This window comes from Roseovarius sp. 10, from assembly GCF_033100315.1.
GTDB lineage: Bacteria > Pseudomonadota > Alphaproteobacteria > Rhodobacterales > Rhodobacteraceae > M30B80.
In genome coordinates, this window is sequence record NZ_JAWLVH010000002.1 from 344812 (window position 1) to 366917 (window position 22106).

Below are 22106 nucleotides of genomic sequence, written 5' to 3' on the forward strand. Positions count from 1 at the left end.
GCAAAAATTGCCAGATCAATAGAAACTTTGCGGATCAATATCGACCGAGAGACGCAGCTTGTTGGAATATTTCAATCCGTTCAGCCAATGCGCAAGCGCAGCTTGAATGGGCGCGCCTTTTGGGGCCTTGACCAAAAGGCGCACACGATGCCGCCCCCGCACCCGTGCGACAGGCGCAGGGGCAGGGCCAAAAACCTGCGCCTCAATCTGACGCAGCGGGCCATCATGGCGGGCCAGATGATTGCCCAGATCAAAACATTCGGCCAAATCGGGGCTTGAGATCACGATCCCCGCAAGCCTGCCATAGGGTGGCATCGCGGCCGCTTCGCGCATCGCGGCCTCGGCACGCCAGAACCCCTCATCATCATTTGCCAGAATGGCGGTGATCACGGGGTGCTCGGGCTGATAGGTCTGCATCATGGCGACCCCTGCTTTTTCAGCGCGCCCTGCGCGGCCTGCAACTTGGCGCATCAGCTGAAAACTGCGCTCAGCCGCGCGCAGGTCAGAGCCGTGCAACCCAAGATCAGCATCCACCACCCCCACCAAGGTGAGGTTCGGGAAATTATGCCCCTTGGCCACCAATTGCGTGCCGATAATAATATCGCATCCGCCTTCTGCAATCTCAGCAATCTGCGCTTTCAGCGCGCGGGCGGAGCCAAACAAATCAGATGATAAAATCGCCACGCGCGCCTGTGGAAATAGGGCTTGCGCCTCTTCGGCAATGCGTTCGACCCCAGGCCCTAAGGCCGTCAACTTACCATCAACGCCACAGGCGGGGCAGGTTTCGGGAATATCTTTCGTCTCGCCGCATTGATGGCACATCAACCGCTTTTGAAAGCGGTGTTCAACCATGCGAGCATCACAATGATCACAGGCGATTTGCACACCGCAAGCACGGCATAGGGTAATCGGCGCAAACCCACGGCGATTGAGGAATAGCAAGCTTTGCTCACCTGCTGAAATACGCGCCGCCACCTCATGCGCCAAGCTCGGTGAAATCCATTGCCCCGAGGGCACATCCTCAAGGCGCATATCAATCGCGCTCATCTGTGGCAATTCAGACGCGCCAAACCGCGCGGGCAGATCAAAGCGTTCATATTTGCCCGCCTCCGCATTCGCCCATGTCTCAAGCGAAGGGGTCGCCGATGCCAAGATCACCTGCGCGCCTGCAACGGAGCCGCGCAGAACAGCCATGTCGCGGGCATTGTAGAACACGCCGTCTTCCTGCTTGTAAGAGGCATCATGTTCTTCATCGACCACGATCAAACCCAAATCTCGGAACGGCAGGAACAGGCTAGAGCGCGCGCCCACCACCAATTGCGCCTCCCCTTCGCCCACCATTTTCCAGACGCGCCGCCGTTCTGCCATGGTGATCCCTGAATGCCATTCGGCAGGGCGCGCACCAAACCGCGCTTCAACCCGCGTCAGGAATTCCGCAGAAAGGGCAATCTCAGGCAAAAGGACAAGCGCCTGTTGGCCTTTTGCCAAAGCCTCGGCAACCGCCTCAAGATAGACTTCGGTTTTGCCTGACCCCGTGACCCCCTTGAGTAAACTAGCTCCAAAGCCGCCTGCCGCAATTTTGTGGCGCAAGCGGCGTGAGATATCGGCCTGATCGGGGCTGAGGTTCTTGCCCTCAAGGTGATGATCCAAAGCGGGGAAAGGCGCATCGCGGGGGGCCTCGACTTGCGCCAATGCGCCTTGTTCGACCAATCCTTTGATGACCGCGCTGCTGACCCCTGCCGCCTGCGCCAATTCGGATTGCGACAGCGCGGCCCCCCCATATTCGTCAATCACATCCATGACACGGGCCCGCGCATCCGTCATCCGCGCAGGCGTGCTTGCCCCCCGCGTGTATAGTCTGCGCGCTTGAGGCGAAGCCCCCAATGCAGGCGCGCGCGTGGCCAAACGCAGCATCGCCGACAAGGGCGTAAAGGTGTATTGCGCCACGCGCTCTAGAAATTGGCGCATTTCAGGGCGCATTGGCGCCACATCCACCACATTCGCGATTTTACGAATTTTTGCAGGGTCATAGCCCCCCTGCCCCCGGCCCCAAACCACGCCAATCACGCGGCGCGGCCCAAGCGGCACTTCGACAAAGGCACCAATCCCACAGCCACCCTCTGGCGCGCGATAATCCAGCACGCGATCCAGCGGTTCAGCGGTCAGCACACCAACAAGCGCCCCTTCAGTGAAATAATCAGCTTCCATCGCGTTGGCGTTCATTCTCTTTTGCATTCAAGGTCAAGCGGGATATATGCAAAGAACCACGCAAGCGCCGCGATGAAAAGCACCAAAACCAAGCCCCCACCGCCCCATAATTTGCAGAAGCGAAAAAACAGGGCAGAAATCGGAAAAGCTTTGGTGTAAGGTGACGGCGTAGCAAGTAAACAGCACGGCACCAGACCGTGGCACAAATGAGATGCCCCCCAAAAGGCGGGGCGCGCAGAATGAGGCAAGGACAGTGACACAGAAAGCAGAAATGCTCGGCGATTGGCGTGAGCGCGTTCTCAAAGACCCCGAACTCATCCTAGAGGATCGCGACCTAATGCGCGTTCTGATCTCGGCCAATGATCGGCTGATGGGCGGTAATGTGGTCGATATGCGCGGCATTGCAATGGAGCGATTGGAAAGCCGCCTTGAACGCCTAGAGGACACGCATCGCTCTGTGATCGCGGCAGCCTATGAAAATCTGACGGGCACTAATCAAATTCACCGCGCCGTTTTGCGTGTGTTAGAGGCCGAGAATTTCGAAGATTTTTTAAAAATTACAGCCGCAGACCTACCTGAAATCCTGCGTGTTGATCGCGCGAAACTGGTTCTCGAAAGTCATGAGGCCGAAGAACGTGACCCCGATGACCTGAGCGGTCTTGATGAGGTTCTCTCCATCGTGCCGGCAGGTTTTGTTGATGCCTATCTCACAGGCGGGCGCGATGTGCCCTCGCGTCAGGTTACATTGCGCGGCGCAAGCCCCCATGCCGAACAGGTTTTTGGCACGGCCGCAGAATGGATCAAATCCGAAGGTCTTGTGCGTCTGGATATGGGGCCAGATCGGCTGCCTGGGATGTTGGCTTTTGCCGCAGAAGACCCGCATCAATTCCGCCCCAGCCAAGGGACTGACCTCTTGGCGTTTTTTGCAGGCGTCTATGAGCGCGTGATGCATACCTATTTGGGCTAAACCCATGCTGATTGCCCCCGCCACCCGTGATCTTTTCGAGCGATGGATCACCCATTTGCGCGGGGTGGAGGGGCGTGCGGAGGCCACGATCGAGGCCTATGGGCGGGATCTGCGTGATTTTCTTGAATTTCACGCCCGCCATGACCCAGACAACCGCGGCCCAAACGCCCTAAAATCTATCAGCTTGCGCGACATGCGGGCCTATATGGCCGCGATGCGCGCGCGCGGTGTATCAGCCCGATCTTTGGCGCGCGCCTTGTCATCGGTGCGCAGTTTTTACAATTGGTGGTCAGACCACGATGGCTTTGATGCAAGCGTGGTGCTCTCTATGCGCGCGCCCCGCTATCAACGCAGCCTGCCGCGCCCTCTGAGCGAAGGGGATGCACGCCACCTGCTTGACCAAGTGGCGAGCGAAGATCACCGCCCGTGGGTGCAGGCCCGAGATTTGGCGATTGTCACGCTGCTGTATGGGTGCGGTTTGCGCCGTGGTGAGGCTTTGGCCCTTACAGGGGCGACCCTCCCCTTAGGCGATGTCTTACGGGTGCGCGGCAAGGGCAATAAGGAACGCGAATTGCCCGTTTTGCCCGCTGCACGCAACGCATTGGCGCGCTATGCCGACCTGTGCCCTTATGAATTGACCGCCGATGCGCCGCTTTTTCGCGGCATTCGCGGCGGCGCGCTAAACCCGCGCATCATTGCACTGATTGTCGAGAAAGCACGGATGCAGCTTGGCCTGCCCCCAAGCGCGACACCGCACGCGCTGCGACACAGTTTTGCTACCCATCTGCTAAATGCAGGGGGCGATTTGCGCGCCATTCAAGAATTGCTTGGCCATGCAAGCCTATCGACAACCCAAGCCTATACTGCGATTGACACGAAAAGATTGGTTGAGATTTACGAAACCGCCCATCCCAAAGCGCGCGCGGTTTAACTGTCCTCGCGGCTGCGGATGATTTTCGCGAAAGCCTCAAAAATCGGCTCAGCAGCGGCAATTAGGTGGCCATCCACCATCATATCCTGCCCTTCGCGGATCGGCTCAACAAAGCCGCCCGCTTCGCGCACGATCAACAGACCTGCGGCAAAATCCCATGGCTTCAGGTGGTAATCCCAAAAACCCTCATACCGCCCCGCCGCCACATAGGCGAGATCAAGCGAGCCTGCACCCAAGCGGCGAACCCCCGCGCAAACAGGCAAAAGCTGCCCCATATCGCGCAAGACAGCGGGCAGATATTTCTGCGTGCCGAAAGGAACGCCCATTGCAAAGATTGATTCAATCAAACGATTGCGGGCCGAGACGCGCAAGCGTTGACTGTCATTAAGCCAGGCACCCGCACCTTTTTCGGCAAAAAACAATTCATCGCGGCTTGGATCATATACCACCGCAGAGACGACCTCGCCCTTATGCTCAAGCGCGATGGACACGGCCCAATGGGGCAGACCATGCAAATAGTTTGTCGTGCCATCAAGCGGGTCAACAATCCAACGGCGGGTTGGGTCAGTGCCTGCAATCTCGCCACCTTCTTCGCCCAAGAAACCATAATTGGGGCGTGCGCCCATCAATTCTTCGCGCAGAATTTCCTCCGCGGCCCGATCCGCACGGCTTACGAAATCGCCCGGCCCCTTTGAAGAAACTTGAAGGTTCTCAACCTCACGGAAATCTTTCAACAAGCTGCGCCCCGCTTTACGGGCAGCTTTGATCATGACGTTGAGATTTGCAGAACCTTGCATCGCGGTATTCCTTTCGGGGGGCGTTTCGCCCAAGCAACAGGCGCGCCCTATAGCCCGCGCGGGGCCAAGTGCCAAGGGTGCAGGGGCGCGATTTCTTCAAAATCTGCGCGCGCCTTAACCACGGCGCTGTAATTTTGGTGGCTCAGTGCGCGCAAGGCGCAGCACATTGGCCATGAAGGGCTTGGCCGTATCTTCGGCACGCGTAGCCCCATAGAGACGTTTGGTCACCCCGTTTTGCGTCAGGCGTTTCGAGACAATAGAGGCGTTTTGCAACGCCTGCCCCCGCACAACCCAATCGGGCAAAACTGCCACCCCGCGCATAGAGGCCACCAAAAGCACGATCACGGCAGATAGCTCGACCCGCCGAATTGCTTTTGGCTCGATCCCTGCGGGCATCAAAACTTCGGTAAATACATCCAGCCGCGCGCGATCTACGGGGTATGTGATCAAGGTTTCCTGCGCGAAATCCTCGGCGCTGATGAAATCCTTTTGTGCAAGCGGATGATCCTTAGAGCAGATGAAAACGGGCTCGTAATCAAAGAGCGGGGTAAAATCGACCCCATCCAAATCTTCTGGATCAGAGGAGACAACCAAATCCACCTCCTCGCGCAGAAGGGCAGGCAGGGCCTCGAATTGCAAACCGGGGCGAATATCGACATCAACCTCTGGCCATGCGGTGCGGAAGGCCTCAAGCACGGGCAAAAGCCAGTCAAAACAGGCGTGGCATTCAATGGCGATATGCAACCGCCCCGCTTTGCCAGACCGAAGGCCTGAAAACTCATCTTCTAAGGCCTCGATGCGTGGCAAAACCTCTTCAGCCAAACGCAGCAGCTTCATCCCCGCCGCAGAAAGCCGCATGGGTTTGGAGCGGCGCACAAATAGTTCCAACCCCGCTTGATCCTCCAGCCCCTTGATCTGGTGGCTCAAAGCACTTTGCGTGATGTGCAACTGATCCGCCGCTTTGGCGAGGCCACCGCATTCATGGATCGCTTTGATCGTGCGCAGGTGACGAAACTCGATATGCATATCAACCTCATGTTGATGATGAATTTTATGAATTTGCTTCACTGAACATCTCTATGCGACAAGATCTAAAGCAATTCAAGGATTTCAGAATCACCATGTCCACACCGCGCATTTCATTCGAGTTCTTTCCACCTCAGTCGATTGAGGCCTCCTTCCGCCTGTGGGACACATTGGGCAAGTTGGCCCCGCTCTCGCCCGAGTTTGTCTCCGTGACCTATGGCGCAGGCGGCACAACGCGGGACTTGACCCATGATGCCGTGAAAACAATTCACGCTAATTATGCCGTTGCGGTTGCAGCGCATCTGACTTGCGTGAACGCGACCCGCGAAGAAACTTTGGCCATTGCGGACAGCTATGCTGAGGCGGGCGTGACCGAGATCGTGGCATTGCGCGGCGACCCACCGAAAGGTGCAGGCAAATTCACCCCCCATCCTGAGGGATTTGCAAGTTCGGTCGAATTGGTTGAGGCCTTGGCCAAAACGGGCAAATTTCACCTACGTGTGGGCGCCTATCCTGACCCGCATCCAGAGGCAGAAAACCTAGATGCCTGTGTCGAGTTCCTGAAGCGCAAGGTTGATGCAGGTGCGAATTCCGCAATCACACAGTTTTTCTTTGAAGCTGATACGTTTTTCCGCTTCCGCGATGCTTGTGCGGATGCGGGGATCAATGCACCCATTATTCCTGGAATTCTGCCCGTCAACAATTGGACACGCGTGCGCCGATTTGCATCGGCCTGCGGTGCGCATATTCCCGCTTGGGTGGATGAGGCCTATGAAAAGGCCATCCGCGATGACCGCGAAACGCTGCTGTCGACCGCCCTGTGCACCGAACTTTGCAGCGATTTGATCGAAGGCGGCGTTGAGGATTTGCATTTTTACACTCTCAACACGCCTGAATTGACGCGCGATATTTGCGCTGCCCTTGGCGTGACACCGAAACAAGCCTTGGCACAAGTTGCATAAAGCATAAAAACGGCGCCCTGAGATGGGCGCCGTTTTTTCTCTGGCCTGTTGGCAGAAAACACTTTATGCCGCAGCCTATGATAACAAAACCGCATCCTATCGCGCAAAAGCGCCGCCGACGCTAAGGCCTTGGCCCTCCCCGCCGCTTCTGGTGTGGGATTTGGTGCATTTTTTGTCCCGCTGCCCTTGCGCAGCAGCTTTTTCCTCTGTTCAATCTCGACTTTCACAAAACCGCTGATGACGCGGTCAACCACAAGGATTTCCGAGCGATGACTTCCTCGATTCTTCCAACCTATAACCGCACCCCGCTTTCCTTCGTGAAGGGTGAAGGCGCTTGGCTGGTCGAGGCAGATGGTCGCCGATTTTTGGACATGACGGCGGGCATTGCGGTCAACGCGCTCGGTCATGCCCATCCCAAACTGGTGCAGGCGCTCAACGATCAAGCACAAAAACTGTGGCACGTCTCCAATCTCTACACGATCCCTGAACAGGAGCGCCTTGGTGATCTATTGACCGAACATACATTCGCAGATCGGGTCTTTTTCACCAATTCAGGCACCGAGAGCGCCGAGTTGGCGATCAAGATGGCGCGCAAATATCATGCTGAAAAAGGCGCGGCGCATCGTGTCGAGATTGTCGCCTTTGAGGGCGCGTTTCACGGCCGTTCAACGGGTGCAATTGCGGCGGCAGGGTCTGAGAAGATGATCAAGGGCTTTGGCCCGTTAATGCCAAATTTCACGCATTTGAAATGGGGCGACCACGCCGCGCTTGAAGGGGCTATCACAGATCAAACCTGCGCCGTCATCATTGAGCCAATCCAAGGCGAAGGCGGAATTCGTCGGGTGCCTGAGCAATGCCTAAAAGGTCTGCGTGATCTGTGCGACAAGACAGGCACGCTGCTGATCTTTGATGAGGTGCAATGTGGCATGGGCCGCACGGGGCGGCTGTTCGCCCATGAATGGGCAGGCGTGACCCCTGATATCATGATGGTCGCCAAGGGCATTGGCGGCGGCTTTCCACTGGGTGCAGTTCTGGCCACCGAAGACGCGGGCAGCGGCATGGTTGCAGGCAGCCATGGGTCAACCTATGGCGGCAATCCTTTGGCCTGTGCGGTTGGCACCGCCGTTATGGAGGCCATGCTAGAGGATGGGTTTTTTGATCATGTCTCGCGGGTCAGCGGTGTGTTGCGTCAGGGCTTGGAGGGTTTGATCGCACAATTCCCCAACCATCTCGAGGAGGTGCGCGGCAAAGGTCTGATGCTCGGTCTGAAGTGCAAAATCAGCAACCTTGACCTTGTGCGCGCCGCGCAAACGCAATTGATGCTCAGCGTGCCTGCCGCAGATAATGTGGTGCGCCTGCTGCCCCCCCTCACCTTGACCGAAAACGAAGCGCAAGAGGCTGTGTCTCGCCTGTCACATGCGCTTGAAACCCTTGACGCAGGCGCGTGATCGCTGCCGCGAATGGAAAAAAAACAATGAACCATTTTCTCGATATCCATAAAACAACGCCAAGCGATTTACGGGCCATGATTGATCAGGCGGCCGCGATGAAACAAGCACGGGCAGGCAGGCCTAAAGGGGCAGCCGATGACACGCAGCCGCTTGCGGGGCATATGGTGGCGCTGATCTTTGAAAAGCCCTCGACCCGCACCCGCGTCTCGTTCGATGTGGGCGTGCGCCAGATGGGCGGTCAATCCATGGTGCTTTCTGGCAGCGAAATGCAGCTTGGCCATGGCGAAACCATTGCAGATACGGCGCGGGTGTTGTCTCGCTATGTTGATCTGATCATGATCCGCACCTTCGAGGAAGATGTGCTGTTGGAATTGGCAGAGAATGCCACCGTGCCTGTCATCAACGGGCTGACCAATCGCACCCACCCCTGCCAGATCATGGCCGACATCCTGACCTATGAGGAACATCGCGGGCCGATTGCAGGCAAAAAAGTGGTCTGGTCGGGAGACGGGAACAATGTCTGCGCCTCAATGATCCATGCCGCGGGGCAGTTTGGGTTTGACCTGACCTTCACGGGCCCCGAAACCCTTGATCCTGAGCGCGTCTTCATCGAAGAAGCCCGCGCCAAAGGCTCGAAAATCGAAATTGTGCGCGATCCTGCTCGTGCTGTGGAAGGGGCGGATTTGGTGGTGACAGATACATGGGTGTCGATGCATGACAGCCAAACCACCAAGGAACGCCGCCACAACCAATTGCGCCCCTATCAGATCAATGCCGCGCTGATGGCACAGGCCAAGGAAGATGCGTTATTCATGCATTGCCTGCCCGCGCATCGCGGCGAAGAAGTCACCAATGAGGTGATGGATGGCCCACAATCCGTGATCTTTGACGAGGCCGAAAACCGCCTGCACGCTCAAAAAGCCGTGATGCGGTGGTGTCTTGGTCTTTAACTTTTGAGGCGATAGCCTGAACGAAACATCGCCCAAGCCACAAAGGCAATGGCAACCGTGGCGCCACCTGCGACAGCGAGTCCCAAAACGGGGCTGCTGTCCGACACCCCCAAGACTGAATAGCGCAAACCATCAATCAGGTAGAAAACTGGGTTAACGTGGCTCACCACATAAAGCCAATTAGGCAGGCCTTCGATCGAATAGAATGTGCCTGAAAGAAAGCTCAGCGGGGTCACAATGAAATTTGTGATCGCGGCAATCTGGTCGAATTTCTGCGCGATGATCCCCGCGACAACGCCCACAAGCCCCAAAAACCCCGCGCCAAGGATCACAAAGACAAGCGCCCAAAGGGGATGCGCAACCCCAAGCCCGATGAAGGGGAAAATCACCGCCATCGTGCAAAGCGCCACCAAAATCCCACGCGCGATGCCGCCCGCCATATAGCCCACAACCAATTCTAGCGGGCTAAGAGGTGGCATCAATGTATCAACGATATTGCCCTGCACCTTTGAAATGACGAGGGAGGAGGACGTGTTGGCAAAGGCGTTCTGGATGACTGTCATCATCAATATCCCCGGCGCAATGAAATGCACAAACGGCACCCCCATCACATCCCCGCGCTTTGCACCAATGGCGAGTGAGAAAATCGCAATGAATAAGGCGGCCGTGACCAATGGCGCGAGAATTGTTTGGCTCCAGACCGTGGCAAAGCGCATCACCTCGCGCCAGATCAAGGTATAAAGACCCAACCAATTCATCCGACCAAATCGGCGCGCGCCCATCTCTGCTGACATTGCCTGCTCTCCGCCCTTTATCAATGCCCAACAGGTAGAGCAGCCCCTGTCGCATCTCAACCCCCCATGCTTTGACAAGGTCAGCCCCCACCTTGACCTTTCGCCACCGCTTCGCCTCTTGTCTTGGCGAGTGGGACAGTTAGAATAGGGCTTCACTTTCGGGTGTAAAACGCCCATATCCCTATCTTTATGACTGGCGCGATTGCGCTGTGTAAGGATGGGCCGCAAGGGCCACAAAGCCATATCTGATGCAGGAGGGACGTGATGTCCTGGACCGATGAGCGCGTAGAGCTACTCAAGAAAATGTGGGCCGAAGGGCAATCCGCAAGCCAAATCGCTAAAGAGTTGGGCGGGGTGACGCGCAATGCCGTCATCGGCAAAGTGCATCGCTTGGGTTTGTCGAACCGCTCGACCACCACCCCTGCAAGCACGGCCAAAGCCCCCAAAGAGACAAAGGCCCCCGCCGAGCCAAATGCCGCAACAGCGCGCGCCAATGCAAAGCGCGACACAGCCGCAGAGACGAAACCAAGCCCCAAGCCGCGCCCCGCAGCAGAAGCCAAGCCCGCGACAGAAGCCCCTGCCGCAGCCCCTGTGCCACGCGCGAATAATGTCACGCCTTTGCGCAAGCCGATTGTCCCCGCAGGTCAACCATTGCCGCCGCAGCCTTCGGCAAATGAAATCAGCCCCGAGGCTTTGGCGAAGGTGAAAGAAGTGGAAAACCACGCCAAGCGGATCAGCCTGATGGAATTGACCGAGCGCACCTGCAAATGGCCCATTGGCGACCCCGCCACAGAGAATTTTTATTTCTGCGGCCTGCCTGTGCAACAGGGGAAACCCTATTGCGAGGCCCATGTTGGCGTTGCCTTCCAACCCATGAGCACCAGACGCGACCGCCGCCGTTAAAGCGCGGCTTCGATCTCATCCACGATTTGGGCTATCTCTGCAGGGCCTAAGCTGTCTTTTGTGATGCGCATCATCTGCGACGCCTCTGCCTCTGTGCTGCGCAAGCGCGCATAGGCAGGGTCATAATGATGCTTGATCAACTCAAGCGCCAAATCGGGCCACGCCCCTTGGCGGATCATATCTTGCCACTGATCAAGGCGTTCGTTGCTTTGCAGCCCGCGCAAATGCTCAAGTCGCGCGGCAAATTCCGCCTGATCTGCGGTTAAATCTGCATAGGCTTTGGCCAGATAGGTGGCGCGGGCAGCAGGGCTGATATCGAGCATGATACGCGGGCTGTCGCGCATCGCGACCCACAGCATGGGCGGTATGCGCAACGTGCCAATACGCGCGGATTCTGCCTCAACCAAAACAGGTCGTGACGGGTCAAAGCGACTCAGTTTTGCGGCAATCGCAGATTCATAGGCTTTTTGGCTCGGCTGCGCCCCTGCCATTTGACCCAAGCTCGAACCGCGATGGCGCGCCATGCCTTCAAGATCCAGAACCTGCACCCCGCGCGCCTCAAGGCGGTTCAAAATTTCCGTCTTGGCGCTGCCCGTATTGCCATCAAGGCGAATGATCCGCAGCCCCAAAGGCTGTTCGTAAAGCCGTGCCACGACCAATCTGCGATAGGCGCGATAGCCCCCCTCAACCACTTCTGCCCGCCATCCGATTTGGCGCAATATGGTTGCGAAAGAATTGGATCTCTGCCCGCCGCGCCAACAGTAAACCAAGGGCCGCCATGCGCCGTCATGATGGGACAGTTGGGTTTCAATGTGATGCGCCGCGTTCCGCGCAACCAAGGCCGCCCCGATCTTGCGCGCGGCAAAGGGGCTGTCTTGTTTGTAAACTGTGCCAACCCGCGCGCGCTCCTCATCAGACAGCACGGGGCAACTGATGGCATTGGGCATATGATCTTCTGCAAATTCAGATGGGCTGCGCACATCCAAAATCGCGTCAAATTCGGAAAGGGCCGTAAAATTCAGACCATCAAGGGCAATCATAGCGCGGCATCCGCAGGGATCAGGATGGCCCGAAAATCATTCACGTTGGTATGGGTTGGGCCAGTGGTGACAACACCATCTGCCATCTCAAAAAACTGCAATGCATCATGGGCAGCAAGAAAGGCGCGTTTGTCGAGATCTGCGCCTAGGCGGGCCACGCGCGGCGACCAGATCGCGCCTGCATTGGTGCCTGCCCCATCTATCCCATCCGTATCACATGCCAAAGCATAAACCCCTTTAGGCGCATGGGTGGCAAAAGACAAAAGAAACTCGGAATTGCGGCCACCTCGCCCGGGCTTGGTCTGCCCAATGGTGACAGTGGTTTCCCCACCCGACAAGAGCAACACAGGCGCCGAAAATGGTGCGCCGTGACGCAAGATGGATTGCGTGATCCCTGCCATGGCTTGCCCCAAATCGCGCGCTTCCCCCTCCAAAGCGTCACCCAAGATCACCACGCTCAGATCAGGCCAAAGCGCCTTCGCACGGGCCTGCGCGGCGCGTAACGCTGCCATGGGCGTTGCGATCATATTGGTCTGTGCGGCCCCGAATACAGGGTGATCCGCGGACGGCGTGCCCTGTCCTGACGCAAGGCGCGCCGATACGCTTGGCGGCAGATCAAGGGCGTAGCGCCCCACGATGGCGCGCGCCTCATCTATGGTTGATGGGTCAGGGACAGTCGGCCCTGATGCAATAATCGCGGGGTCATCGCCTGGCACATCCGAGATCAAGAGGGTCACCACCTGCGCGGGATGGGCCGCCACAGCCAGATGCCCGCCTTTGATCGCAGAGAGTTGCTTTCGCAAAATATTCATTTGCGAAATGGACGCGCCCGAGCGCAAAAGCGCGCGATGCACCGCCTGCTTATCAGCGAGACTAACCCCTTGGGCGGGGGCGGCCAACAGCGCCGATCCCCCACCAGAGATGAGAAACAGCGCAAGATCATCGGCGCCTAGGCCTTGCGCCAGTTCAAGCAGACGCACGGCCGTGGCTTCACTGGCCGCGTCAGGCACGGGGTGGGCGGTTTCCACCACCTCAATACCCTGCAAAGGCAGGCTTGCGCCATGGGGCACGGCAATAAGCCCCTCGCATGGCCCCCATGCGGCCTCAACCGCCTGCGCCATACGCGCTGTGGCCTTACCCGCCCCCATAACCACCACGCGTCCCTTTGGGCGTTGAGGCAAATAAGGGGCAAGGATTGCGCGCGGATCAACGGCGGCAATCGCCGCGTCAAAGATATCCCGCAAAAACCCCTCAAGATCTGTGGGGGCCGCCGACTGTTCCATGCGTTAGATATCCATATCATGCAATTTGCGGAAGCGTTGGATCAGGCTAGACGTATCCCAACGTCCGCCCCCCAAAGCCTGCACATCGCCGTAATATTGATCCACTATGGCAGTCACAGGCAGTGAAATGCCCAATTCCTTGGCCTGCCCCAAGGCAATGGCGAGGTCTTTGCGCATCCAATCCACCGCAAATCCGTGATTGAACTTATTGTCCACCATTGTCTCGGCGCGGTTGGCCAATTGCCATGACCCACCCGCCCCTTGCGACACAAGGGCTGCCACCTTTTTCGCATCAAGACCTGCCTGCATAGCGAAAAACAGCCCTTCAGAAACGGCTTGAATAGCGCCTGCGATGCAGACTTGATTGATCATTTTGGTGATTTGGCCATTGCCCAATTCCCCGAAATGGACTGTCGCCTTGGAATAGGCGGCAACGATGCTCTCTGCACGGACGAAATCGGCTTCCGCGCCACCGCACATGATGGCAAGCTGTCCATTTTCTGCGCCTGCCTGCCCCCCTGAGACGGGGGCATCAACCCAACCCACGCCAGATGCGGCGGCGGTTGCGCCAAGCTCACGCGTGACAATCGCGGAAACTGTCGTGTGATCCACGTAAAGCGCGCCCTTGGCCATACCCGCCAAAGCGCCCTCATCCCCTAGCACAACGGCGCGCAAATCATCGTCATTGCCCACGCAAGACAAAACCACATCTGCGCCCTCGGCGGCAGCGCGCGGGGTGGTGGCGAAGCCGCCCCCATACTCTGCCGCCCATTTCTCTGCCTTGGCTGTGGTGCGGTTATAGACTGTCACCTCGTGACCCGCTTTTTGCAGATGACCCGCCATCGGATAGCCCATCACGCCCAAGCCCAAAAATGCAAGTTTTGCCATTGCCGTCTCTCTCCCTGCCGAAGTTTTTCAGATTTCTGCTATCCTAGCCCGCAGCGCGGCACGAGCAAGCTTTAGATCAGCCAGATCAACGTGATCGCAGGAAAGGCCACCAATAAGGCCACGCGCAAGAGATCACTGGTGACAAAATAAAGAACCGCCCTATACGTGGCCGAGACAGGCGTGTCGCGATCCATTGCGGAAATCACAAAGAGGTTCATCCCAACGGGTGGCGTAATCAACCCTGTTTCCACCACAATCAGCACAAGGATGCCGAACCAAATAGCCACCAATTCGGCCTCCATCCGCGCGACACGCGCCTCGGTCAAAGTGATCCCCAATGCCCGCGCCGTATCTTGCGCAAGGGGGAGGCCTGCCTCAAGAGCGGCCCGCGCCTCGGCCAATTGATCCGCTGCAAAGCAAGAAAGATCACCGCGCAGAACCTCGGCCACAGCCTCGAGCTGTAGCGAGGTGAAATCCAACAAGCCAAAATCAAGGGATAAGATGACAGGGAAAAAAATCGGTATCGTAAGAAGGATCATCGACAAGCTGTCCATGACACAGCCGAACAGCAGGTAAAGACACAAGATCAGCAAGAGGATCACATAGGGGTTCCATCCCAGCCCCCCAACCCATTCGGCCAAGCCTTGCGGCACTTGGGTGAGGGCAAGAAATCCATTGAAATAGGCAGCGCCTAGAATGATAAAAAATATCATCGCGGTCGAACTGGCCGTTTGCAGCAGGCTTTGCGCGAGGGTTTCGCGCGTCAACCCGCCCTGCGCCCAAGCCACACCACCCGCCCCAAGCGCACCGATTGCAGCGCCCTCCGTGGGGGTGAAGATGCCCCCATAAATACCGCCCACCACCACCAAAAACACCGCCAACACAGGCCAAGTTGCGCGCAAAGCCCGCGCGCGCATCGCCCAAGGGGCACGCGGGCTCAGCCTGCCTTCCTGAGGGTGGCGGCGCATATAAATCGCAATGGCCGCCATATACCCCAGGGCCGCCAAAACCCCAGGGATGAGCGCGGCGGCAAAAAGCTTAGCGATATTTTGTTCCGTAAGGATCGCATAGATCACCAAAACGATGGAGGGGGGGATCAAAATGCCCAAGGTGCCCCCTGCCGCCAATGTGGCGGTGGCAAGCCCCCCCGAATAGCCCTTGGCGCGCAGTTCGGGCAAGGCGACCCGCCCCATCGTGGCCGCTGTGGCCAGAGAGGAGCCACAAATGGCCCCGAAGCCCGCACAGGCCCCAATCGCAGCCATCGCCACCCCGCCCCGCCGATGCCCTAAGAAAGAGGCCGCCGCATCAAAAAGCGCACGGCTCATTCCACCCAAAGTGGCGAAATGGCCCATCAATAGAAACATCGGGATGATGAAGAGCGCATAATTTGCGAATGTCGTGTAGCTTTCACTGCGCAGCCGCCCTAAGGCCAAACTGGCGTCACCCTGCACGGCGCACAGGCCCAAAAAGCCAACCCCAAACATCGCCAACCCAATCGGAATGCGCAGAAAAATCAGCGCAAGCAAGGTCGGAAAAGACAGGATGCCGATCCAAAGATCACTCATCTTGCGACCCTTGCCCAAATTGGCGCATCGCCACATAGAGCGCGACTATGGCCGCCACCCAAGCCGCAATGACAGCCGCCGCTTGCGGCATCCATACGGGAATGGCGAGGATGAACGAGGTCTGACCTGATTGATATTTTGACCATGTTCCCACCGACAACATAGCCGCCATGACCGCAAATGCCGTGGCAAATCCCCATGCGCTCAAATGATCGCTTCCCCTCTTCACGCTACGGGGCAGATAGGGGGTCAAGAGGTCAACCCGTGCATGCGCGCGCTGCAAAGACGCAAGGGGCATGAAGGCGAAAATGACAAACCCTAGGGCCGCTTCGACCAATTCAAAATCACCACGAATAGCCCCAAGGCCCAGATCAATCAGCGCTTGTGCGAAAGGCAGGCTATCGCGCAGACCATGAGCAAGGTCGCTAGAGGCGCGCCCTAAAACGGACAGGCCCACCATCACAATCACAGCGCACAAAACAATGCCCCCCGCGAGGGCCATTCCAATCGCCACGCGATGAGTGAACCTGTCCAACATGGGGCGCATATCCCCTTCCACTTGGGCTTAGGGGTTTGCGGCCTCATATTCGGCCATCAAGGCGCGCGCCTCGTCAATCAGAGCCGCGCCATCACGCCCCTGCGACGCCATATCGGCCACCCATGCCTCGTATACGGGCGCGGCAAGATCGCGCCATTGGGCTGCATCCGCCTCTGGGATCGTGATGATCTCATTTCCCAAATCAACAGCAATATCGCGTGCAGGCGCATCGGCGGCTTGCTGTGTGCGTCCTGCAAAAACCGAGAACTCTAGCCCTGAATTTGCGTCAATGACCGCCTTCAGATCATCGGGCAGCCCCGCGTAAACATCCTTATTCATCGCCATAACGAAGGTCAGGTTGTAGACAGCAGGCCCTTCGAATTCGGTGTGATAAGAGATCAACTCAGCCACGCGCACAGAGGATGTAACCTCCCACGGGAAGGTCGCACCATCAATCACGCCCCGCGAGAGTGCCTCGGGAACAGCGGGGGCAGGCATACCAACTGGCTCAGCCCCCAATTGCTCTAGCAATTGGTTCACAAGTCGCGAGCCACCACGGATTTTCATCCCCTCAAGGTCACTGGGCACTGAAATGGGCGCATTGGCATGGAACACGCCTGGGCCATGAACCCAAGTCCCCAAAACATGATAATCTGCAAATTCGCCTTGCGCCATGTGCCGCTCGAACATCGTCCAATAGGCGTATGAGGCCGCTGCTGCATCTTCGACCATGAAGGGCAGCTCAAAAACCTCAGTGGTTGGGAAGCGGCCCGGCGTATAGCCCACCACAGTCCAAACAATATCCGCCACACCATCGCGGAGTTGGTCAATCAATTCAGGCGGCGTGCCGCCAAGCTGCATCGATGGATAGCGTTCAATCTCAATCCGACCGCCAGAGGCCGCTTCGACAGTATCGGCCCAGACATCCAAAATCTGCGCAGGCACAACGGATTGTGCGGGCAAGAATTGGTGAAGTCGTAACGTCACTTCTTGCGCCAGAGACATCGAGGGAAGCGCGGCAAAGCCAACGGCCGCCGCTATCAAGCTGCGCCGTGTCAGCCCAGTGAGTTTATTTGAAAGTCCTGAAAAAGAGGTCATCACCAACCATCCCCCAAAATGATAGCCCAAGGTTCATATCCGCAAGATAGGCGCGGCCAATTGCGTTTGCTATCACGCTGATAAACCCTGCCATGGGGCATGTGAAACACCTATTTCACCAATCTGCGCCCTCAATGCTGCGACACTGCGCCTGCCAAAGGCGACTTGCGGCGCAGTTCAGGGCGCGTTTTGGCTTAGCCTTGCTCTTTCATCAAGCGAGTGCGAAGCGCAAAGTAGTTCTCGACCTCTGCCTTCAGGCTGTTGGACAAGGTCAGGGTTTTGCGGCTTTTCTTGGCGCCAAATTGCACCTCCAAAGCGCCATTCGAAATTTGCGCGCGTAGGAAATTGGACAGCGTCAATCGGGTCACACTGCCCGTTTTGCACATGTCGATATAGTCGTTGATGCCATAGGTTTCATCGCCATCTAGGACATAGATATTGCACAGCAATTCCCAATGCGCTGGCGAACGCATAAAACCTTTCAAAACTGGAAATCGGCTTGTTTCGGCCAATAGATTAAGATCGACCAGCGCCATCTGCTTTGACATCAAACTACCCTCACCAACTAACATACGAAACCAAAACGCCGTCCCAAACTCCTAAATGGGCAGCGCTGCTTAAGCCGAGCCTATAAAATTACTACCTATCATAAAAGATCAAAATGATAATTTTTTTGATTTGCCTAATTTCCGCTTTTACCATCAAAACGAAAACGGCGTATGGGGCGACTTTCCCACCCCATACGCCGTCACGCGCCCCGTCTTTTTCGTTCGATGTATTTGATTGCGCGCTTAAATCACGCCCATGCTCAAAGTGGCCAATATGACCAATGCCAGAACGGCCTTTCCAAATGAAGACAGCGCATTATGCCACGATGCACGGCGATAGGTGCGCCCACTTGGGTCAAACATATCTCAGCCCCCTAATTTTCCCCTAAACCTATGCGTCTTTCCAAGAGCTCAGGTAACATTGGATTCGAATCTAAAAAATATATAGAATCATATATACTCATGCAGTCGAGAAGTGCCAAAATAAGGGCATGAAACGGGGCACTGAACGCCCAAAGGCTCGGCGGGGGCGAAGATGCATTCAGTCATCATCCTTGAAGATAAGCTCGAAATTCTTTCACGGCTGCAAACCGCAGTGAATGAAACAGAGGGTCTCTGCGTTGTGGGAACCGCCACGCATCTCAGCGATGGCCTTGATTTGATTTACGACAAAAAACCAAGGGTGGTTTTGGTTGATCTTGGCCTGCCAGATGGTTCGGGCATCGAGGCAATCCGCGCCGCCGCGCAAGCGGATTGGCCCATTGATACGCTGGTGATTTCTATCTTCGGGGATGAGGCCCGCGTGGTTGAAGCAATCCGCGCTGGCGCAAAAGGCTATATTCTAAAAGGCGGCCCCATTGACCAAGTAGGGGCAGATATTCACGCGATCCTTAAGGGTGGCAGCCCCATCAGCCCATCGATTGCCCGCCACCTTTTGGGAATTGTGACCCGCGAATATCACACCGCCGAAATTGAAATGGGGAAATGCCCCCTCAGTGAGCGTGAGATGGAAATCCTAAATGCTGTTTCTCGGGGCTATAAAAGGCGCGAGATCGCCCAAAAGCTATCCATCAGCGAGGGGACAGTCGGCAATCACATCAACTCCATCTATCGCAAATTAGGGGTCGCCTCGAACTTGCAAGCCGTGGCAACCGCAACACGGATGGGGCTACTTTGACCAACAGCACGGCGCACAGGGGTGCGGCCGATCCCGTTTCGCTTAAAGCCTATCTGTTGAACGGGGGCATGGCCATATTTCTGACAGGCCTCGTCTTGTTGGTCATGATTTTCGGGCGTTTTGGCAATGTGCAGCCCATCGAAGGCACGCTTATGATCACCGAAGCGGTGCTGTGCCCGATGCCGCCCACCGCAGCAGCCTGTGATACGGGCACCCCCGTCACCCTGCCCTATAACATACCCGCCCGTGGCAGCGCAGATATTCATGACCTAAGGTTTCGGATCACGGCAGAGCTTGACGGGCTACAGCGCCCTTTGGCGATATTTTTACCACGGGTAAAACGCAGCCTCGAAATCACAGCGAACGGCACGATCATCCAAACGCTTGAGCCTTTGGAAACACGGCAATGGAACCGCTCCATTCTCGTTGATATCAACGAAGCTACGGCACCAGAAAACACCATAGTGCTTGATCTTCGGGTGCAAGGGTTCGGGCAAGAAGGTCTGCAGCTTTGGCCCGTTTTCCTTGGTCCAAGTGAAATACTGACAGCCCGCAAAATCCTGCGCGACCGTGTTGCCATCGACTTGGCCGTATTTGCACAAGCGATGTCGGTGCTTTTGTTTTTTGGCCATTTGATTGTGCGCCGCGCCCTGCCCGATGAAGAAATCCATCTCTGGCTTGCCGCATCAGCGCTTTGTGCGATTGTGTTCCTGACCCATTTCACCACGCCCGTTGCCTTGTTGCCTTATCCCCTCTGGACGGTGATCTGGACAACCATGCCTGCGCTTTATGTGTTGTTCCTGCTAAAATTTGTAACGCGCTTTTTCGGGGTTAAGCTGCCCATGATTGAGGCCAGTTTCACGCTGCTCATTGGGCTCTCTTTCCTCTACGCCGCAACGATCATGCCCGAAGGCTATGCGCTGCTATATGGGGCTGCGTTAAACTCGACCAACATATTTTTTGGAACAGTGGTTTTGACGACCTTTTGGGTGCATCGAAGGAATATGGGACAAGGCACCTTTGTGTTGTTCTTCTTTTGCTTCTGCGTTCCGCTTGCGGCAGGGATGTTTGAAATTGTCCTCACCCTCAGCCCCACCGCCCTTACGCCCCTGTCCCTGTTCCATCTTGCGCCTGTCTTTTTGGCTTCGGTGGCGATTTACCTCTTTATCTCACAGCTCATCACCGCAATGAAAACCAGCAAAGCTCGCGCTGGCGAATTGGAGCGTTTGGCTGAGGAAATCCAAGCCGAATTGGCGTTAAGCTATGAAACCTTGGCACGCGAACGCGAGAAAAGTGCGATTGACAAAGAACGTTCGCGAATTTTGCTGGATTTGCACGATGGGGTTGGGGGGATTTTGGCCAATACCATCGCCTATATCGACAATCATGGGCGCGGCGATGATGTGATCCGCGCCTCCCTCTCCGAGGCTCTCCGCGATCTTGGGTTAATGTTGGACGGGTTGGAAAACAGTCATTCCTTGGCCACACTTTTAGGCATGATGCGCGAAAGGCTCGAGCCTTTGATGAATGACCACAATCTCAGCTTTGATTGGCAGGTTGAAGAGGAACCTCAAATTCCACATCAAGGCCCATCTCATAATCTGGCCGTTGCGCGTATCGTGCAGGAGGCAATCACCAATACGATCAAACACGCGAATGCCAGTTCAATCCGCATCTATACCCAACAGGATCTGGTGCGGGTCAGTGATAATGGCCGCGGCTTCGATGTCACGGCAGAGCCCCGACAAGGCTATGGCCTAATGGGAATGCGGCGGCGCGCGGCAGATTTGGGAATTGGTCTTGAGATCAAGAGCGGCCAAAGCGGCACGCAGATCAGTCTCTTTCTCAACCCCCAAACCGTTTGAGTGCCGCGCGGATCACTTGGCGTCTTTTTCGGCCTGACGCTTTTCCCAAGCGGCTTTCTTTTCGAGATATTCTTCTTCGGTCAGATTATGCCAACCCACACATTTACCCGTTGGCGAACGTCCGCATCCACAATCACTCATTATTTTTTCCTCGGCTTTGATCTGTGTAAGGGGGGAGATAGAGAGAGAATGCCCGCTGGAAACCCCCCATCTCAAAAGAAATGCACAGCACCCAAAACAGTGGTCGCCAAAACGATATATCGACCAAATTTGGCGATGCTGACAACCAATACAAACCGCCAAAGAGGCTCGCGCATCACCCCTGCGGCAAGCGTAATCGGATCACCGATAATTGGCACCCATGAGGCCAAAAGGCTGATCCAACCCCAACGCTGATAGCGGTCTTGCGCACGGGCCAAATTCGCGCGGGATATCGGAAACCAGCGTTTATCGGCTTGTGTCTCAGCCACGCGCCCCAAGCCCCAATTAACACAAGAGCCCAGAACATTGCCAATCCCAGCGACCAAGACCAACAGCCAGACGGGATAGGTCTGGCCCAGGATTAGCCCAACCAAGACCGCCTCAGATTGCGCAGGGATTAGGCTTGCCGCAAGGAAGGCCGCCCCAAAGAGAAGCCACAGACCCCCCATCATACAGCTTGGTGCACCTCGATCACATTGCCCTCGGGATCATGGAAAAAGACCTGATGCCATTCTTTCGCAAAGGCAGTGCCGTAATCGGAATAAGGAATGTTATGTTGGTCAAGCAGGGCCATAAAGGCTGCAATGTCATCTGTGCGAAAGGCAATATGACCGCGTTCGACAGGGTTGATCACCTCGCCATTGCGAAAGGCGACAGACAAATCCTTTGTGGCAAGATGCATCTGCATCTGCCCATCCGTGGCAAAACGAATTTTACCATCATACCCGCTTTGCGATGTTGCCTCAGGGCGCGGGAAAGATTGGATTGGGATGTCGTCCAACCCCAAAACACCCGTGTAGAACGCGTGCAACCGATCCACATCTTCGGAGACGAAATTGATATGGTGAAATTCTAGCTTCATGCTGCGGGCCTTTGTTGTCGAAGATCTGTGCCCCGACTATAGGCGCAAAGAC

The 22106-nt window shown here is 56.5% G+C and carries 22 protein-coding genes; 8 read left to right on the top strand and 14 right to left on the bottom strand.

Annotated features, from left to right (window positions below):
- Positions 1-15 precede the first annotated feature (15 nt).
- Positions 16-2223 carry a primosomal protein N' gene (locus tag RYZ18_RS08935; protein ID WP_411567101.1) on the bottom strand — a complete coding sequence of 736 codons (2208 nt, stop codon included), beginning with the start codon at positions 2221-2223 and terminating at the stop codon, positions 16-18.
- 238 nt (positions 2224-2461) lie between these two features.
- Between RYZ18_RS08935 and RYZ18_RS08940 the strand changes: the two genes are divergently transcribed.
- Positions 2462-3175: a DUF484 family protein gene (locus RYZ18_RS08940; protein ID WP_411567102.1), complete on the top strand. Its 714-nt coding sequence runs from the start codon at positions 2462-2464 to the stop codon at positions 3173-3175.
- A 4-nt stretch (positions 3176-3179) separates the two neighbouring features.
- On the top strand, positions 3180-4106 hold the full coding sequence (locus tag RYZ18_RS08945; RefSeq protein ID WP_317656306.1) for a tyrosine recombinase XerC: 927 nt from the start codon (positions 3180-3182) through the stop codon (positions 4104-4106).
- Here the strand turns inward: RYZ18_RS08945 and RYZ18_RS08950 are convergent.
- Together RYZ18_RS08950 and RYZ18_RS08955 are read right to left on the bottom strand one after the other, a co-directional pair.
- Entirely contained in the window at positions 4103-4903 is an 801-nt protein-coding gene (locus tag RYZ18_RS08950) for an inositol monophosphatase family protein (protein ID WP_317656307.1), read from the bottom strand. The genes RYZ18_RS08945 and RYZ18_RS08950 overlap by 4 nt on opposite strands.
- 114 nt (positions 4904-5017) lie before the next feature.
- Positions 5018-5929 carry a LysR family transcriptional regulator gene (locus tag RYZ18_RS08955; protein ID WP_317656309.1) on the bottom strand — a complete coding sequence of 304 codons (912 nt, stop codon included), beginning with the start codon at positions 5927-5929 and terminating at the stop codon, positions 5018-5020.
- 95 nt (positions 5930-6024) lie between these two features.
- Between RYZ18_RS08955 and metF the strand changes: the two genes are divergently transcribed.
- The 3 genes from metF (at position 6025) to argF (ending at position 9292) form a co-directional block, all read left to right on the top strand.
- Positions 6025-6891: a methylenetetrahydrofolate reductase [NAD(P)H] gene (gene metF, locus RYZ18_RS08960; protein ID WP_317656311.1), complete on the top strand. Its 867-nt coding sequence runs from the start codon at positions 6025-6027 to the stop codon at positions 6889-6891.
- Between the two features lie 269 nt (positions 6892-7160).
- Positions 7161-8339 carry an aspartate aminotransferase family protein gene (locus RYZ18_RS08965; RefSeq protein WP_317656313.1) on the top strand — a complete coding sequence of 393 codons (1179 nt, stop codon included), beginning with the start codon at positions 7161-7163 and terminating at the stop codon, positions 8337-8339.
- A 26-nt stretch (positions 8340-8365) separates the two neighbouring features.
- Positions 8366-9292 carry an ornithine carbamoyltransferase gene (argF, locus tag RYZ18_RS08970; RefSeq protein ID WP_317656314.1) on the top strand — a complete coding sequence of 309 codons (927 nt, stop codon included), beginning with the start codon at positions 8366-8368 and terminating at the stop codon, positions 9290-9292.
- Here argF and RYZ18_RS08975 read toward each other — a convergent pair.
- Complete coding sequence (locus RYZ18_RS08975; protein WP_317656315.1) at positions 9289-10086, bottom strand: ABC transporter permease; 798 nt, start codon at positions 10084-10086, stop codon at positions 9289-9291. The two genes, argF and RYZ18_RS08975, sit on opposite strands and share 4 nt — an antisense overlap.
- A gap of 264 nt (positions 10087-10350) precedes the next feature.
- Here RYZ18_RS08975 and RYZ18_RS08980 point away from each other — a divergent pair, with 264 nt between their 5' ends.
- Positions 10351-10989, top strand: coding sequence for a GcrA family cell cycle regulator (locus tag RYZ18_RS08980; protein WP_317656316.1), 639 nt, complete (start codon positions 10351-10353; stop codon positions 10987-10989).
- On the opposite strand, the gene mnmH is transcribed toward RYZ18_RS08980, so the two are convergent.
- The 7 genes from mnmH to RYZ18_RS09015 form a co-directional block, all read right to left on the bottom strand.
- The gene (gene mnmH / locus RYZ18_RS08985; RefSeq protein WP_317656317.1) at positions 10986-12029 is read right to left on the bottom strand and encodes a tRNA 2-selenouridine(34) synthase MnmH; all 1044 of its coding nucleotides are present in this window, start codon (positions 12027-12029) and stop codon (positions 10986-10988) included. The genes RYZ18_RS08980 and mnmH overlap by 4 nt on opposite strands.
- Positions 12026-13312: a glycerate kinase gene (locus RYZ18_RS08990; RefSeq protein ID WP_317656318.1), complete on the bottom strand. Its 1287-nt coding sequence runs from the start codon at positions 13310-13312 to the stop codon at positions 12026-12028. The genes mnmH and RYZ18_RS08990 overlap by 4 nt, the downstream gene beginning before the upstream one ends.
- A 3-nt stretch (positions 13313-13315) precedes the next feature.
- Positions 13316-14200 (bottom strand): NAD(P)-dependent oxidoreductase, encoded by an 885-nt coding sequence (locus tag RYZ18_RS08995; RefSeq protein ID WP_317656320.1) that lies wholly within the window; start codon positions 14198-14200, stop codon positions 13316-13318.
- A gap of 71 nt (positions 14201-14271) precedes the next feature.
- Positions 14272-15765: a TRAP transporter large permease gene (locus RYZ18_RS09000; protein ID WP_317656321.1), complete on the bottom strand. Its 1494-nt coding sequence runs from the start codon at positions 15763-15765 to the stop codon at positions 14272-14274.
- Positions 15758-16303 (bottom strand): TRAP transporter small permease, encoded by a 546-nt coding sequence (locus RYZ18_RS09005; RefSeq protein ID WP_317656322.1) that lies wholly within the window; start codon positions 16301-16303, stop codon positions 15758-15760. The genes RYZ18_RS09000 and RYZ18_RS09005 overlap by 8 nt, the downstream gene beginning before the upstream one ends.
- Positions 16304-16330: 27 nt before the next feature.
- On the bottom strand, positions 16331-17401 hold the full coding sequence (locus RYZ18_RS09010) for a TRAP transporter substrate-binding protein (RefSeq protein WP_411567103.1): 1071 nt from the start codon (positions 17399-17401) through the stop codon (positions 16331-16333).
- Positions 17402-17595: 194 nt separating this feature from the next.
- Positions 17596-17949 (bottom strand): hypothetical protein, encoded by a 354-nt coding sequence (locus RYZ18_RS09015; protein WP_317656323.1) that lies wholly within the window; start codon positions 17947-17949, stop codon positions 17596-17598.
- 535 nt (positions 17950-18484) lie between these two features.
- Here RYZ18_RS09015 and RYZ18_RS09020 point away from each other — a divergent pair.
- Together RYZ18_RS09020 and RYZ18_RS09025 are read left to right on the top strand one after the other, a co-directional pair.
- The gene (locus tag RYZ18_RS09020; RefSeq protein ID WP_317656325.1) at positions 18485-19126 is read left to right on the top strand and encodes a response regulator transcription factor; all 642 of its coding nucleotides are present in this window, start codon (positions 18485-18487) and stop codon (positions 19124-19126) included.
- Positions 19127-19194: 68 nt separating this feature from the next.
- Positions 19195-20991, top strand: coding sequence for a sensor histidine kinase (locus tag RYZ18_RS09025; RefSeq protein ID WP_317656326.1), 1797 nt, complete (start codon positions 19195-19197; stop codon positions 20989-20991).
- Between the two features lie 12 nt (positions 20992-21003).
- Here the strand turns inward: RYZ18_RS09025 and RYZ18_RS09030 are convergent, their stop codons facing one another.
- The 3 genes from RYZ18_RS09030 to RYZ18_RS09040 all read right to left on the bottom strand — a co-directional run bounded on the left by RYZ18_RS09030 (position 21004) and on the right by RYZ18_RS09040 (position 22054).
- Positions 21004-21132, bottom strand: a complete 129-nt coding sequence (locus RYZ18_RS09030; protein ID WP_317656328.1) for a hypothetical protein — start codon at positions 21130-21132, stop codon at positions 21004-21006.
- Between the two features lie 71 nt (positions 21133-21203).
- A complete protein-coding gene (locus tag RYZ18_RS09035) occupies positions 21204-21641 on the bottom strand; it encodes a YqaA family protein (RefSeq protein ID WP_411567107.1) in 438 nt (145 codons plus the stop codon).
- Positions 21641-22054 carry a VOC family protein gene (locus RYZ18_RS09040; protein ID WP_317656331.1) on the bottom strand — a complete coding sequence of 138 codons (414 nt, stop codon included), beginning with the start codon at positions 22052-22054 and terminating at the stop codon, positions 21641-21643. Before RYZ18_RS09040 ends, RYZ18_RS09035 begins: the two co-directional genes overlap by 1 nt.
- Between the last annotated feature and the right edge of the window lie 52 nt (positions 22055-22106).